The organism is Mediterranea sp. ET5 (assembly GCF_023337025.1).
Taxonomy (GTDB): domain Bacteria; phylum Bacteroidota; class Bacteroidia; order Bacteroidales; family Bacteroidaceae; genus Phocaeicola_A.
This window is the reverse complement of the sequence record NZ_JAMBLN010000012.1, coordinates 37103-52096: the sequence shown is the minus strand read 5'-3', so window position 1 is coordinate 52096 and position 14994 is coordinate 37103. Positions and strand designations below refer to the sequence as shown.

Here is a 14994-nt window from a genome sequence, read left to right as displayed (position 1 = left end):
ATGGAAACCCTGTATTTATTGAAGAATGTATGCCATGACCCTCTGGCACTGTCCCGTTTCAGCCAGTTCCGCTGTTACCGGCTGGGCAAGGGGAAGGTCGTCCCGGACTTGAATGCGAACGATGAGTTCCTGGTCTGTTTTGTGTTGAAAGGCTCTCTGTGCTATGTGTTGAATGAGAAAGACTTCTCTTCGAGGATGGTGATGGAGAACGAGCTCTTCTTCGTCAGCCGTCTGCATCACTGCAAGGTCAAGGCGATGGACGATGTCCTGCTGGCAGTCCATGCCTGCAACATGGTGGCACCCTACTTCCACCGCCGCGTCATCGCCTACCTGAAGGAAATCTCCATGGAGGAGGTAGACCCGCTGGAGACCCTGCCCATCACGCCCCTGATGCGTTCCTTCCTGGATTCACTGCTGGACTACATGGAGCACGGGAAGGTCAATGCCGACCTGCACTATGCCAAGGAGTATGAGCTGTTCTCCCTCTTCCGGATGTGCTACTCCAAGCAGGAGATAGCCTCCATCTTCCGCGATGCACTCTCCAGCGACCTGCAGTTCTTCGTGGCGGTCATGACCCACTACAAGACCTGCCGGACCGCCAAGGAGCTGGCTACGCTCTGCGGATACAGCGAGTCGGTGTTCAACCAGCTGTTCAAGAAGTGTTTTGCCGGCGAGACGCCCTACCGCTGGCTGCAGATGCGGACGTCGGACGAGATAGACTTCATGTTGCGGAACACCTCGGTGTCAATCAAGGAAATCATGCTCGACTACCACTTCAAGACCTTCTCGCACTTCACGACCTACTGCAAGCGGAACCTGGGTGCCACGCCCAATGAAATCAGGCAGAAGGGGGCAGGGCGGACGCGGAAGGGACAGATCTGACCCTTGCCCGCCCCCGGGAGGACGAAAGACGAAATGCAAACTCTTTTGGATTTTTAGACGGAGGGCGAAACGGGCTTTTCTGTTCTTTTGCAAAACCAATCGGACGGCACTCGTCCGGTTGGTGAGTTGAATCTTAATATTATTAATGAGGCTTCCGCATCTGCCCGACTGCCCGGCAGTCAGCTGAGCGACGGAAGTTGATAAACCAATTAATGTATGAAGAAAACGTTCCTATCTTTGTTGCTCGCTGCGAGCACATTCAGCGCCTACGGTCAAGAACTGCTTGAAGGGGCGAAGTTTTTTGATAACTGGTCGTTCGGTCTGAAGGGCGGTGTCGTCACTCCCCTGAAGCACAGCCCGTTCTTTAAGAGCATGCGTGCCGCGACAGGCGTGGAGCTGACGAAACAGGTGACCCCGGCGTTCGGCATCGGCGTGGAAGGCATGGGATATATCAATACCAGTGAGAGCAAGACCGCCTTTGATGCCTCGAATGTGAGCCTGCTGGGTAAGGTCAACCTGATGAACTGGTGGGGCGGCTACACCGGCACTCCCCGCGTCTTCGAAATCGAGACCGTTGCCGGAGTCGGATGGTTGCACTCGTACGTCGACGGGCCGGGCGATGACAATGCCTTCTCTACGAAGTTCGGCTTGAACTTCAACTTCAACATGGGTGAGTCCCGTGCATGGACCCTGGCACTGAAGCCTGCCATCATCTACAACATGGAGGGAGACTTCGACGCGCACAAGTCCCGTTTCAACGGCAACAATGCCGTCGTGGAAATCACCGCCGGACTGGTCTATCACTTCGGCAACAGCAACGGCGAGCACCACTTCACGAAGGCACAGGCACGCAGCCAGGCAGAGATTGACGGACTGAACCGCCGCATCAACGAGCTGATTTCAGAGAATGATGCCCGTCAGCGCGACCTGTCGGCTGCCAACGAGCGTGCTGACCAGCTGAAGCGCGAACTGGACGACTGCCGCAACAAGAAGCCTGAAGTGCAGACCGTGGTCGAGACGGCCAAGACGCTGGAGTCGGTTGTGACCTTCCGTCAGGGACGTTCCACCATCGACGCTTCCCAGCTGCCCAACGTGGAGCGCATTGCCACCTACCTGAACAAGCACAAGGATGCCCGTGTGGTTATCAAGGGATATGCTTCTCCCGAAGGCAGCCTGGAGGTGAACGAGCGCATCGCCCGGGCACGTGCACAGGCAGTCATGAACCTGCTGGTACGCAAATACCGCATCAATGCCACCCGCATCACGGCAGAAGGTCAGGGCGTGGGCAACATGTTCTCTGAACCCGACTGGAACCGCGTCAGCATCTGCACCATACAGGAAGGAAAATAACAAACTCTTACCCGCACGGAGGGCAGCAGCATTCTCTCCATACTCAGCAACGCTTCATTAAGACCCGAATCTCTGCTCCTCCGTGCTCCTTTCCGACTACAAGCCGGCCCTTAACCGCATCCGAGCGGGGGATGGACGTGCAGGAAGCGGCACTTAGATGGACCAAAGTATAATACTTAGGGGGTCTAAGTATCATACTTAGGCTGCCTAAGTATTATACTTTGGTCCGTCTAAGCCGGGTTTTAATGAGGTCTGTCCCCGGGCTGGATGACGTCAGAGGCCGCCTCCTCGTCAGCTGGTCCACCATGCCTGGCACACTGACCACGGGAGTACACCTGAAACTAACTGATTTAAAATTCAACACACGATGAATAAGATTCTACAATGGGGGCTGCTGGCGGTTCTGTCAGTATGCTCCTCCTGCGCCACGAAGCCGTCCTGCGACGGCACCTACGAAGGCGTCCTGCCGGCAGCCGACTGTGCCGGCACCTATGTCATGCTGGCTGTCGATGGCAACCGGTACGAACTGTTTGAGAAATACATCTCCCGTCCGGGTTCGTTCCTCACTTGCGGGGACGCCACCCTCGACGGGAAAGTGCTCCGCCTGGACAACGGCAAGGAGTTTACCCTGACGGACGGAGGCTTGTCGTCCGGTGAACAGCCCTTGCGCCTGGTCTCTTCCGACAAACAGCTGGCAGACCTGTACACGACGCTGCAGCTGAAGGAGACCCGTCAGGGTGAGGACGCTTCCCTCAAGCTCTATGAGAAGGGCGGGGTGCACTATGCCGACCTCTCGTTCAAGGGAGAAGAGTATGCCTTGAAGTCCGTTGCACGGACGGACTCTGCCGAGGAGTACAAGGACGGGACGGCTTCGTTGAGGCTGCCTGTGGACTTTGTGCAGAAGGCGCCGTTTGTCCAGGCTGACTTCACGGACGGGAAAAACGACTTCCGCTTCACGCTGCTGGCACCTGCCAACACGGTATATGTAGCGGACGGAGAGGGTCCAGCCTCCTTCGACGTGGTCTACTACAACGACGGCAACCGTGCTCTGGTCAAGCTCCTGTGCCCCGACCTTGCACATTGCTACACCCTTCCGCAGACGGAAGCCTCGGCAAAGACCGCCGTTTATGCCGACGACAAGGTGGAGTGGAGCATTGACAATGAGAACCGTGCGACCCTGCGCGTGGACGGGAAAGCCTACACCTACAAGGCTGTCAGTGAATAGGGTACGGGGCGTCTACCTCTCCCCTCGACTGCAATGTGCAAACAGTTGCACGCCGATAGGAAAGGGAGGAGGGGTTATGTGGCAACGTATCCCCCGGATAGGTAACGTTCGTCCAGCGCAGAATGCCGAATTTTGCGGGTGGTAAGATGATACTCATATCCTCACAGCGAAGGACATGAACTCAGTAGCTTTTTATTGAATGAACGATTTTAACACCCTATTGACTGTAAAGACGGAGCAGCCGGCTTGTCTGGGTCCTGTCGTCAATGACGACTGCAGGTTCAAGCATCTGGTCTTTGACACCACTACGGTTTTGGAATGCGAGTATAGCAGTAAAAACTTCATCCTGTTTCTGACCGGAGGCAGTGTCCTGCTCAACACCGACAGCTATTGCGGCGAGTTTGTGGAAGGCAACATCCTCTTGTTACCCCAGTCCTCGTTCATCCGTCTGGAGGCACGTCCGCAGACCCACTTTGTCTCGCTGTCGTTCGATTACCTGACGAACCTGTGCAACAGTGCCCTGCTCCAGCTCCTGCACGAGCACGCCTGTTCCGTCTCGGACGAGGCGTGTCCGCTGAAGATGCAGCCCTCGCTGGCGCTGTTCACCGAGACACTCGCCTACTGCCTGAGGCGGAAGGCCATGTGCCCCCATTGGCACAAGGTCATGTCGCAGGAGTTCATCCTCCTGCTGAAGGAGTTCTATCCGCGGAAGGACATGGTGGGCTTCTTCCGTCCCCTCCTCGGGGAGGAACCGGAGTTCAAGAGCTTTGTCCTGCAGAACTATCCCAAGGTGGACAACATCGCAGGGCTGATTGAGCTGTCCCGGTTCAGCCGCAGCGTCTTTTTCACGAAGTTCAAGAGCGCCTTCGGCATCACCGCCAAGCAGTGGCTGCTCCGTCAGCGGGCGAACCGTCTGCTGGGCAAGGCTTGCCGTCCGGGCATCTCCGTGAAGGAGCTGCTGGAGGTCTGCGACTTCGACTCACAATCACAATTGAACAGATACGTGCGGAAGACATTCAACTGCACGCCCAAAGAGCTCATCGAACAAGCGCAAAAACGCTATTGGGTTGAATGACCCGGTGGCATGATCAGCAGACTATACATCCATCACTCATGGTGCTATAGGATTAGGTTGCATAAAGTGGAAAGAGGGTACGTCGCCGACGACGTGCCCTCTTGTCTGTTCAGGGGCGGCGGACTTCAAATTTGCTACAGAATCTGCTCGTATCTTTGCATCCATCTGATAACTTTGCAGGCGGAAGCCTTAACCGCCCGACGGACGGATTGCCCGCCCGGGCCTTACTCCCTATTCAAATGAAACTGCTGATTGTAGAAGACGAACGGGAACTGTCGGACAACATCGTGTCCTACCTCAGTTCGGAAAATTACGTGTGTGAGCAGGCATTCTCCTACGAGGAAGCCGGGATGAAGACCGGCCTGTATGACTATGACTGCGTGGTGCTCGACCTGATGCTGCCCGGTGGCAACGGGCTGGACCTCCTGCGCGAACTCCGGCGCAGGCGCAATCCCGTGGGTGTCATCATCGTGTCGGCAAAAGACTCGCTGGACGACAAAATCAAGGGACTGGAGCTGGGAGCGGACGACTACCTGTCCAAGCCCTTCCACCTGGCTGAGCTGAGCATGCGCATCTATGCCCTCATCCGCCGGAAAGAGTTTGCCGCCAACAATACGCTCTGGAGCAACGGCATCGAAATCAACCTGCCCGGCAAGTCGGTACGTGTCGACGGACGTCCCGTGGTGCTGACCCGGATGGAATACGAGCTGCTGCTGTTCTTCGTCAGCAACGCCGGGAGGGTCGTGTCGAAGGCGTCCATCGCCGAGCACCTCAGTGGCGACATGGCGGACATGCTGGACAACCACGACTTCGTCTATACTCATATCAAGAACCTCAAAGCCAAGCTGGCGGACGCCGGAGTGGCGGACTGCATCAGGAACGTCTATGGAACAGGATACAAATGGCATGAAGAGTGAATCCCTGCATACGAAGGGGACAAAGAGTCTGTCGCAGAAGATGCTGGTGCCGTTCGTCGGCTGCATCATCGGGCTGCTGTTGCTTGCCACGCCGCTGTTCTACTTCCTCACCCGGTGGTTTTATGCCGAAGACCTGATACGGGTGATTGAGGTGGTGGGGCGGGACCATCCGCTTCCGTCCGTCGACCTGGAGGAAGACATCATGCAGGGCATCATGCTCCAGTTCGGTGTCATATCCCTGGTGCTGGCAGTCTCCATCGTGCTGACCCTGCGCTTCATTGCCCGCCGTCTGTGGCGACCCTTCGACGAGACCCTCCGCAGCATCGAGAACTTCCGCCTGGAGGACGGACGTCTGCCCGACCTGCCGACAAGCCGTGTCGCTGAGTTTGTCCGGCTGAACCGGGCGTTGCAGACACTCATGCGAAACAGCCTGAACAGTTACCGCCTTCAGAAGGAGTTCACCGAGAACGCTTCCCATGAGTTGCAGACCCCGCTGGCAGTCTTCCGCAGCAAGCTGGACCTGCTGCTCCAGCGTCCGGACCTGACCGGACCGCAGGCGGCGATGATTCAGGACCTCTATCAGGTCTCGTCCCGCCTGACCCGCTTGAACCGCAACCTGCTGCTTCTCGCCAGAATCGAGAACAGCCAGTACGGACAGACCGAGGAGGTGGACCTCGTCGGACTCCTGGACGAGCTTCTCCCATCGCTGGAGAGCCTGGCAGGCGACCTGACGCTGCACCGCGACTTCCGTGTACGGACCCTGACGGTGCGTGCCAACCGGACGCTGCTGGAGAGTCTGGTCAACAACCTCGTGGTGAATGCCGTGCGCCACAACCGTCCCGGTGGGGAGATAACCGTGACCGTGGCGGCAGGCAGCCTGACGGTGTCGAACACGTCCGATGGAAAAGCTCTCGACGAACGCCTGCTGTTCAACCGTTTCTATCGTCCCTCGGAGCAGGTCAAGGGCAACGGACTGGGGCTTGCCATCGTGAGGGCGATTTGCCAGTATCACGGGTGGAAGGTCTCCTACAGCTACACCGGCAGACACTGCTTTACGGTTGATTTCTCGTGAGGGCGTCCACTAGGCTCCTCATCTTCAAAGTTCCTACAAAATCCTCCCTTTACCTTTGCTCCCAACGAAATCACCAATCACTCAGATTATGGTAGCAAAGAGTCTCTTTCTTCTCGTCGGTCTCAGCCTGTCACTCATCCCCTCGGGACTGAAGGCACAGACCGACACCCTGGCAGTGAAACCGTCAGCCGTTTCCCACGATGCCTTTATCGACAGGCTGACGGACTCCCCGGCGTTCCGCATGACCTACGTCGGTGTCCCCCTCATCGCAGGCGGTCTGCTGGTCAAGGGCGAGGACGACCATTTCCGCAACCTCCGCAACGACTACCTCCCGGTCTTCCGTCGGCATGCCGACGACTACATGCAGTATCTCCCTGCCGCCGTCCTGCTGGGCATGAAGGCTGCCGGGGTGAAAGGGCGCAGTTCGTGGGGGCGCATGCTGACGTCGGATGCCTTCTCGGTCGCACTGATGGCAGGAGCCGTCAACACACTGAAGCAGACGACCCACGTGACCCGTCCCGACGGCTCCGACAACCATTCCTTTCCCTCGGGGCATACAGCCACCGCCTTCATGACCGCCACCATGCTGACCAAGGAGTATGGACACAGAAGTCCGTGGGTAGGCATCGGCGCCTATTCAGTGGCAACGGCTACGGGACTGATGCGCATGGCGAACAACAAGCACTGGCTGAGCGATGTACTGACGGGTGCGGGCATAGGCATCCTCTCGACCGAGGCAGGCTACTACCTTGCCGACCTCATCTTCCGCGGCAGGGGCATCAACGAGCTGCCCGACGAAGGACTCATCGACCGCACGGACGCTCCTTCGTTCTTCGGTCTGTACATGGGTCTGAACATCCCGCTGAGCAGTTACGACATCGACGAGGAGCATGAGTTCCGCACCTCCTCCGGCAGTTCGGCAGGTCTGGAAGGGGCATGGTTCTTCAACCCTTACGTCGGGATAGGCGGACGCTTCACGGTGTCCTCCACCTCCATCATTGTCAACGGAAGCCTGGCCGAGGACAACACCTTCGATGCCCTGTCGTTGTTCGGCGGAAGTTACTTCTCCTATCCTCTTTCCCGCCGTTGGCTCATCGGCAGCAAGCTCCTGACGGGCTTGGTGCATTACCCTCGTCTGGAGTTGACCGACCAGACCGTTCCTGCCCGCTGCGGCATCGGTTTCGGCACCGGAGCTTCCCTGACGTTCCGTGCCTCGCACCATTACGGCGTGAAGCTGTTCATGGACTACAACCTCCTGCCTTCCCACAGCAAGAGCAGCGGTGAATACATGAACCAGCTCGTGGGCGGCGTCTCCTTTCAAATAACGTTCTAACGGCGTTTGAAGGGCATAAAAAAGCCTATCCACATACGCCATGGCATGTGGATAGGCTTTACTGGATAGGTCTTAAGGGCGGTTAATTGGCGCTCGGATTAACTGGTGTATTACCTGCACCGGAAGATTCAAGCACAATGTTTTCGCCCGGTTGGAGTTCGTTCTTCTCTTCCGTGATGTTCAGTCCCTGATTGACGGAGCTGTCATTCACCTTCACCGTGATGGTGGTCTTTATATTACGTTTGAAGGTGATTTCTTGATTCATGAGAGGTTCAATGACTCCGTCTCCCTTCTGCCAGGAGATGGAGACCAGAATGGTTTCTGTGTAGGTATCGGCAGTCCAACTGCCACCATAGTTATGCGAAAATGTGAAAATATCTTCTATCTCTGTTTGCGGAAAGACCAATTGTAAAGTGGGAGCATCTTTCAGCTTGATGTACAACGTACCTTCCGTGAATCCTTCCGTGATGAATTTGGCTCCGAATACCACTTTCTTCATATTGATGGATACGGAACCGTTTGCGGTCGGGACGTAGTCGGTCACTTCACCATAGTAACGCATGATGTTGGGATGGTCGAAATAGCCGAATAGTCCTAAATTAGTAGAGCCATAATCCAACCTGTCCATTTCTTTGCCACTATCATAGTTGAACTTGTTCTCTAGTTTTGTGGAAAAACCTGATCTCGTGAATGGATGATCATATGAGCTTGCGTAAGAGCTGATTTTCTGCTTCCCATCCACCACCATGGATGACTCGAATTTATACTTGTAGCCCTCCAGCAGCTTGATGACCATGCCGTCCTTGCTGTCAAACAAGCCATAGGCGTAGGGCTTATAATTATCACTGGAAGTCGGAGAAGAATAGACTTGAATGCCATAGAGATCGTTGGTGGCAGCCCGTGAGAGAGGACTTTCCTCGATGGATGTGATTTCACCGGAGAAGCCCAGAGAGACTAGAAACTCCTTAGGGGTGGTGTTCGGTTCGTCGGGAGTTACGCCCGGAATGCTGTTCTCGTCACCACCACATGCCGCAAAGCAAATAGCTGCGAACATAAGTAAGAAAATCTTTTTCATGTTTAAAGGTTTATAGGTAATGTTCGCAAAGCTAATCAGTACAGTTGAAATAGGCAAGCATTCAGTCCTGAATATTAAATATGATGAGTGCGTTTATAGAAAGACGGGCATACCGATGGCTGAAGGAGAGCTATCATTCTTCTTCATCAAGCAGGCGCCAATAACCGCTCTTGTTGCTTCCGTGTCTAGAGATAATGTGGGCATTACGAAGTAAGGCTATGTGTTTCCTGACCATTCTGTCTGAAATCCCCATGAGGCTCCCGATTTCGACAGCAGTAACCTGTGGATTATCCATGATGCGCGCCAGGACTTCCCATGTCGTGTCAGAAAGCTCAGGGTGGAGCAGCTTCAGTTTATCAGGAACTTTATCAGGAACTTTATCAGGAACTTCAGGTATCAGCGGTTCTCCCTGATACTTTTTCAGCGCATGGAGTATTTCGTTCAACATAAAATCAATGAATGGACCGCTGTCTGCCTGTAGTGTACTGGACTCTATGGCTTCGTAATATAGTTGTTGGTTGGCATATACCAGATTTTCAATCGGGAGATGTTCGAATACCGGGTTGAGGCGTCCCAATATGAGAGATTGCCACAACCGTCCCATCCGTCCATTCCCATCACTGAACGGGTGGATGAACTCAAACTCATAATGAAAAACGCAACTACGGATAAGAAGATGGTCTGGAGCATGCCGGGGAGTCACGGTAAATGGTGGAACGTATCCGGAATACTTTTCCTTGCTCATAACTTATCCTTCTTATCTATTCACTAGTGAAACGGTAGAACAATGTGCCCAAGGCAATTGTTCATGGAGCGATAGGTTGCTATCAACGTCGCGAATATACGGATAAATATCCATATATTGCTATCATCACCGGAAATCCCTATCTTCGTACCTCCCTTCCGAACTCCCGTTTTGCCTGACTTCCTGCCAGACACAGGACGTTCCCCTTCATTCCATCGGCGTGCAAATCCCGTTTTTCGACATCCCTTTTCACCCGTCTCAAATCACCCTCTTGCGCATCTCCCGGTGTCCTCTTGCGCATCTCCCGACCTGCATTTCGCGCAACTCACTGTCACACCAACCGTAAGCCCAGTTTGTGAGATGCGCATCTCGTCACCAATGAGATGCTCGTCTCGCGACAATGAGATGCTCATCTCAGGAGAATGAGATGCTCATCTCGCGACAAGCAGATGCGCATCTCGTCGCTGTCTCTTTGAGTCGGGAGGCTCAGGGGCATGCTTTTGCGGATGGATGTCTGTTGCTCTTACTTTCCATTCTTCTCCGTCAGATATTTCCAGTAGCGGACGGGCATGTCCTGACGCTGCTTGCGCGGGTTCATGCGTTCGCGGATGCAGATGGCCTTGAAGTAGGTGCGCCACAGTTCCTGGAAGAGCTTCTCGTCCTTGTCGAGCAGGGACTCGTCGAGCTTGCCCGACTGGAAGTGAGGCAGCTGCTCGTCGAAGCGCACACAGGTCACCTCCCGACAGTCGTAATAGTAACCGTAGTGCCGGCGTCGGTCATAGAGCAGAAAGGGCTGGTCGGCAAAACGGTCGCGGAAATGGTCGATGGCAAGCGGAAGAACATTGTAGAGCGGTTCCATGAGTGCAAAATAGGTGCCGTCGGCTGCTTTCTGGAAGCGGACGAACTGGAGCATGCGCAGCCGTTCGTGTGCCACCTTGCGGCAGGTATTGGTGACGAAGAGCACGTCGGGGTCGGCAAAGTTGCGCTCGATGCTCTGCGGGGAGTCGATGGACTTGCGGATGTAACGGAAGAGGGGCATGTCCAGCTCCGGCAGTTCGGAGAGGTAGGCGGTGGCAAGGCAGGAGAGGACCTGGTGGGAGAGCTTCTTGCGGAGGGCATTCCAGACGCGGGTGGCTTTTGCCTCGTCGGTGATGACGGTGTGTTCCTCCTCGTAGAACAGGGGGAGGGGGACCTCGTCTCCTTGCAGGACATCGGGGAAGGAGCGACGTGCATAGGCATCAAAGACTGCCGTCAGGAGTCCGTCGAGGGTGCGGTCGAAGCGGAAAATCGTCATGGCAGCAGGGGAGTGGGTGAGGTGGAGTCGCCGAAGTCGAGTGTCAGCTGACGGTCATCGGTCTTCCGCTTGGGATGCGGGACGAGGAGCCGGCGTACATTCTCCGGATGCAGTTCGTGGATGGTGGGCGAAACCAGCTCGCCGCACGTGATGAAGTACTTTGCCTTCTTCATCACCACTCCCATCTTCTTCAGGTGGAAAGAGGTGACACGGCCGAAGCGTCGCGAGTTGACAATCAGCGTGGCGGACTTGACCCCGATGCCCGGCACGCGGAGAATCAGCTCGTAGTCCGCCTTGTTGATGTCGACGGGGAAGACTTCCGGGTGACGCAAGGCCCACGCCAGCTTGGGGTCGACCTCCAGGTCAAGGTCGGGATGGGCATCGTCCACGATTTCGTCCACCCGGAACTGGTAGAAACGCAGCAGCCAGTCTGCCTGATAGAGCCGGTTCTCCCTCACAAGGGGCGGTTGCTTGAGCAGAGGCAGCCGTTTGTCGTAGATGTTCACATGGATGTAGCCGGAGTAGTAGACGCGGCGCATCGTGGGACGGGCATACAGGGCGGAAGAGAGGCGCAGGATGTCGCGGTCACGGTCTGCCGTAGCACCGACAATCATCTGTGTGCTCTGTCCGGCGGGGACAAAGCGGGGCACATGGCGGCAGTGGCGCCGGTCCTCCTTGTTCTCCAGGACACCTTGCTGGATGAACGACATGGGTTCGTAGACGCTGCGGAAGTCCTTCTCCGGGGCAAGGAGCTTGAGGGAGCTCTCGTTGGGAATCTCAATGTTCACGCTCATGCGGTCGGCATAGAGTCCGGCTTCATTGACCAGCTCGCGACTGGCTCCGGGAATGCTCTTCAGGTGGATATAGCCGTTGAAGCGGTGGATGGTGCGCAGGTCTTTTGCCACACGGACGAGCCGCTCCATGGTGTAGTCGGGGTTGCGTACCACACCCGAGCTGAGGAAGAGCCCCTCGATGTAGTTCCGTCGGTAGAACTCCATGGTCAGCTCGACCAGTTCGCGGACGGACAGCGTGGCGCGGGGGATGTCGTTGCTCGTGCGGTTGATGCAGTAGGCACAATCATACATGCAGTAGTTGGTGAGCATGACCTTGAGCAGCGAGATGCATCGTCCGTCGTCGGCAAAGCTGTGGCAGATGCCTATTCCCCCGACGGTGTTGCCCACTCCCGTCCCACGGTTGGCACGTACGGTTCCGCTCGACGAACACGACACGTCGTATTTCGCCGACTCCGTCAGGATACGCAGCTTGTTGAGGGTCTCTTCAGTCATGGCTGTCGGGAGTGGACAAGGGGGGCTTTACAGTTTGACTTTCTTCTTCACCGCTTTCGACTCGTTCTGCAGGTGGTCGAGGGCGGTCACTACATAATAAAAGGTCGTCTTTCCGTCTTCGTAGGGAAGCTTGTAGAAGGTGTCGCGAGTGATGGCGACAATCTTTGACGGGTCTTCCAGGTCGCGCTTCTCGCCTTTGGCAAAGCGGTAGACCACGTACTCGATGGCACGGTCCATCTCATGCCGGGCTTTCGGGGCGGTCCAGCAGAGGATGTATCCGTCTTCCATCCAGACCGGTTTGAGCTTGCGGACCTTCTTCGGCGCTTTCTTGTCCATGAAGGGGAAGAGCGGTTGCAGGGCAGGGTAGCGGTGGTAGTAGCGGCTGAGGGCTTCGCGGTAGTTGCCCACGTTGTCCACGACGGCGGCTGCATACCACTGGCAGGAGCCTTGGATGGCAGGTTGCGAGCGTTGGAGCTGCATCTTGCGTGCCTGCTGGTGGATGTTGGGGTTCTGCAGGTCCGGTTTCTTCACGGTGCGCATCACGTCCTGTCCGATGAAGAGCGGACGGTTGTCGGCATGACGTGCCCACCAGCCGACGAGTTCGGCATAGTCAGCTGCCGGATGTCCGATTTCCCAGTACACCTGCGGGATGTTGTAGTCCACCCATCCCTTGTTGACCCAGAGGAGGATGTCGGCATAGAGGTCGTCATAGTTCTGCAGACCGTTGGTGCGGCTTCCGTTGGGGTCGCTCTTCTGGTTGCGGTAGATGCCGAAGGGAGAGATGCCGAACTTCACCCAGGGCTTGGTGGAGCGGATGGTCTCGTGCAGTTCCTGGATGAGGAGGTTGACGTTGTTGCGTCGCCAGTCGGCGCGGTTGGCATAGCCTGTCCCGTACTGGGCAAAGCTCACATCGTCGCGGATGGGGACACCGGCGACGGGATAGGGATAGAAGTAGTCGTCCATGTGGATGGCATCCACGTCATACCGCTCCACGATGTCTTTCACAATCTGGCAGATGTAGGCGCGGTTCTCCGGATAGCCCGGGTCGAAGTAGAGCTGTCCTTCGTACTCGATGAAGCGGTTGGGATAGAGCTTGGCGGCATGGTTGCCTGCCAGCGTGGCCGTGCCTTTGGTCTTGGCGCGGTAGGGATTGATCCAGGCATGTAGCTCCATGTTCCGCTTGTGGCATTCTTCCACCATGAACTGCAGCGGGTCCCACAGGGGCGAGGGAGCCTTGCCCTGCACACCGGTGAGGAAGCGGCTCCACGGTTCATACTTGGAGGCGTAGAGGGCGTCGCCCTCGGCACGCACCTGGAAGATGATGGCATTGATGCCGGCTTGCTGGAGTACGTCGAGCTGCCGGATGAGGGTCTGTTGCATGGTTTGAGGCGACATGCCCTGGAACTGTCCGTTCACGGCTTGTATCCATGCACCGCGGAACTCGCGTTTGGGTGCCGTCTGTCCGTAGACTGTCCCGCAAAAGAGGAGCAGCAACAGGAGGGGGAGGAGAGTCTTGTTTCTCATAGGGTCTGTTATTCGATAGATTGCTTGTATTGATGGTTGCAAATATAGGCGATTCGCAGCAAAGGACCGTCAGATGGAGTAGACTATTCCGCCCACGGCACCGCAGAGGATGATGAGCAGGATAGGATTTACCTTATAGATATACGAGGCGATGAACGTGCCGGCAAAGAGCAAGATGCTCACAACGACCTGCAGCATCGATTCGTCGGGGCTGCCGAAGTTGGCGGTGTTCATCAGCAGCAGGGCGGAGGCGGCAAGCAGTCCGACGACCGCCGGACGCAGCCCTTTGAAGACGGACTCCACCGTGGGGTGCTTCTGGAACTTCAGGAAGTATTTGCTGATGAGCAGCATCAGCACGAACGAGGGGAAGCACACGGCAAAGGTGGCGATGATGCTGCCCAATACGCCGATGACAGGCGAATAGCCGGCATGGACGATGGCGGAATAGCCCACGTAGGTGGCAGAGTTGATCCCGATGGGACCGGGAGTCATTTGGCTCAGTGCGACGATGTCGGTAAACTCGGAGCTGGTGAGCCATCCATAGCGGGTCACCACTTCGCCCTGAATCATGGAGAGCATGGCATAGCCTCCGCCGAAACCGAACAGACCTATCTTGAAGAAGGTGTAGAAGAGTTGCAGGAATATCATGACTTGGCTTGTTTATGGTTCTGGTAGCGTCCCCAGCAGTAACCTCCCACACCGGCAAGGACGATGACATAGATGGGAGAGAAGCCCCATGCCCAGATGAGCAGGGCTCCCAGGATGGGAATCCACACATTGAAACGGTTGATTTTACTAGACTTCGCCACGGTGAACGTGGGGGCGGCAATCAGGGCGACCACACCCGGGCGGATACCCTTGAAGATGTTCTCCACCAGGGGGTATTCCTTGAAGCTCTGGAAGAACAGGGCGATGAGCAGCATGATGAGGAACGAAGGCAGGATGGTGCCCAGCGCACAGGCATAGCTGCCCTTGGTGCCTTTCAGCTTGTAGCCGATGAAGATGGCAATGTTGACGGCGAAGATGCCCGGTGCCGACTGTGCCACCGCCATGAGGTCGACGAACTCTTCTCGGCTGATCCAGTTCCGCTTGCGAATCAGCGCGTCTTCAATCAGCGGAATCATGGCGTAGCCTCCTCCGATGGTGAAGATGCCGATCTTGAAGAATAGCAGGAAGAATTGCAGATAGGTGTTCATGTCAAAATAAGGATAGGTCA

The 14994-nt window shown here is 56.2% G+C and carries 14 protein-coding genes; 7 read left to right on the top strand and 7 right to left on the bottom strand.

Annotated elements, in window-relative coordinates:
- The 7 genes from M3087_RS08675 (at nt 1) to M3087_RS08645 (ending at nt 7854) form a co-directional block, all read left to right on the top strand.
- Nucleotides 1–882, top strand: a complete 882-nt coding sequence (locus tag M3087_RS08675; RefSeq protein WP_249095019.1) for a helix-turn-helix domain-containing protein — start codon at nt 1–3, stop codon at nt 880–882.
- 216 nt (nt 883–1098) lie between these two features.
- The gene (locus tag M3087_RS08670; RefSeq protein ID WP_106625565.1) at nt 1099–2232 is read left to right on the top strand and encodes an OmpA family protein; all 1134 of its coding nucleotides are present in this window, start codon (nt 1099–1101) and stop codon (nt 2230–2232) included.
- Nucleotides 2233–2599: 367 nt separating this feature from the next.
- Nucleotides 2600–3457: a copper resistance protein NlpE N-terminal domain-containing protein gene (locus M3087_RS08665; protein ID WP_249095018.1), complete on the top strand. Its 858-nt coding sequence runs from the start codon at nt 2600–2602 to the stop codon at nt 3455–3457.
- Between the two features lie 199 nt (nt 3458–3656).
- Nucleotides 3657–4532 carry a helix-turn-helix domain-containing protein gene (locus tag M3087_RS08660; protein ID WP_249095015.1) on the top strand — a complete coding sequence of 292 codons (876 nt, stop codon included), beginning with the start codon at nt 3657–3659 and terminating at the stop codon, nt 4530–4532.
- Nucleotides 4533–4771: 239 nt separating this feature from the next.
- The gene (locus tag M3087_RS08655; RefSeq protein WP_106625562.1) at nt 4772–5449 is read left to right on the top strand and encodes a response regulator transcription factor; all 678 of its coding nucleotides are present in this window, start codon (nt 4772–4774) and stop codon (nt 5447–5449) included.
- Nucleotides 5418–6521 carry a sensor histidine kinase gene (locus tag M3087_RS08650; RefSeq protein WP_249095014.1) on the top strand — a complete coding sequence of 368 codons (1104 nt, stop codon included), beginning with the start codon at nt 5418–5420 and terminating at the stop codon, nt 6519–6521. The genes M3087_RS08655 and M3087_RS08650 overlap by 32 nt, the downstream gene beginning before the upstream one ends.
- A gap of 88 nt (nt 6522–6609) precedes the next feature.
- The gene (locus M3087_RS08645; RefSeq protein ID WP_249095012.1) at nt 6610–7854 is read left to right on the top strand and encodes a phosphatase PAP2 family protein; all 1245 of its coding nucleotides are present in this window, start codon (nt 6610–6612) and stop codon (nt 7852–7854) included.
- An 82-nt stretch (nt 7855–7936) separates the two neighbouring features.
- Here the strand turns inward: M3087_RS08645 and M3087_RS08640 are convergent, their stop codons facing one another.
- The 7 genes from M3087_RS08640 to M3087_RS08610 all read right to left on the bottom strand — a co-directional run bounded on the left by M3087_RS08640 (nt 7937) and on the right by M3087_RS08610 (nt 14974).
- Nucleotides 7937–8908: a hypothetical protein gene (locus M3087_RS08640; RefSeq protein WP_249095010.1), complete on the bottom strand. Its 972-nt coding sequence runs from the start codon at nt 8906–8908 to the stop codon at nt 7937–7939.
- Nucleotides 8909–9062: 154 nt separating this feature from the next.
- Nucleotides 9063–9674, bottom strand: a complete 612-nt coding sequence (locus M3087_RS08635) for a Fic family protein (protein WP_249095008.1) — start codon at nt 9672–9674, stop codon at nt 9063–9065.
- Nucleotides 9675–10197: 523 nt separating this feature from the next.
- Nucleotides 10198–10968, bottom strand: a complete 771-nt coding sequence (locus M3087_RS08630; RefSeq protein WP_249095005.1) for a TIGR03915 family putative DNA repair protein — start codon at nt 10966–10968, stop codon at nt 10198–10200.
- On the bottom strand, nt 10965–12254 hold the full coding sequence (locus M3087_RS08625; protein WP_249095002.1) for a putative DNA modification/repair radical SAM protein: 1290 nt from the start codon (nt 12252–12254) through the stop codon (nt 10965–10967). The genes M3087_RS08630 and M3087_RS08625 overlap by 4 nt, the downstream gene beginning before the upstream one ends.
- A 27-nt stretch (nt 12255–12281) precedes the next feature.
- A complete protein-coding gene (locus M3087_RS08620; protein WP_249095000.1) occupies nt 12282–13778 on the bottom strand; it encodes a glycoside hydrolase family 10 protein in 1497 nt (498 codons plus the stop codon).
- A 69-nt stretch (nt 13779–13847) separates the two neighbouring features.
- Nucleotides 13848–14426 (bottom strand): chromate transporter, encoded by a 579-nt coding sequence (locus M3087_RS08615; protein ID WP_249094999.1) that lies wholly within the window; start codon nt 14424–14426, stop codon nt 13848–13850.
- A complete protein-coding gene (locus M3087_RS08610) occupies nt 14423–14974 on the bottom strand; it encodes a chromate transporter (protein WP_106625553.1) in 552 nt (183 codons plus the stop codon). The genes M3087_RS08615 and M3087_RS08610 overlap by 4 nt, the downstream gene beginning before the upstream one ends.
- Between the last annotated feature and the right edge of the window lie 20 nt (nt 14975–14994).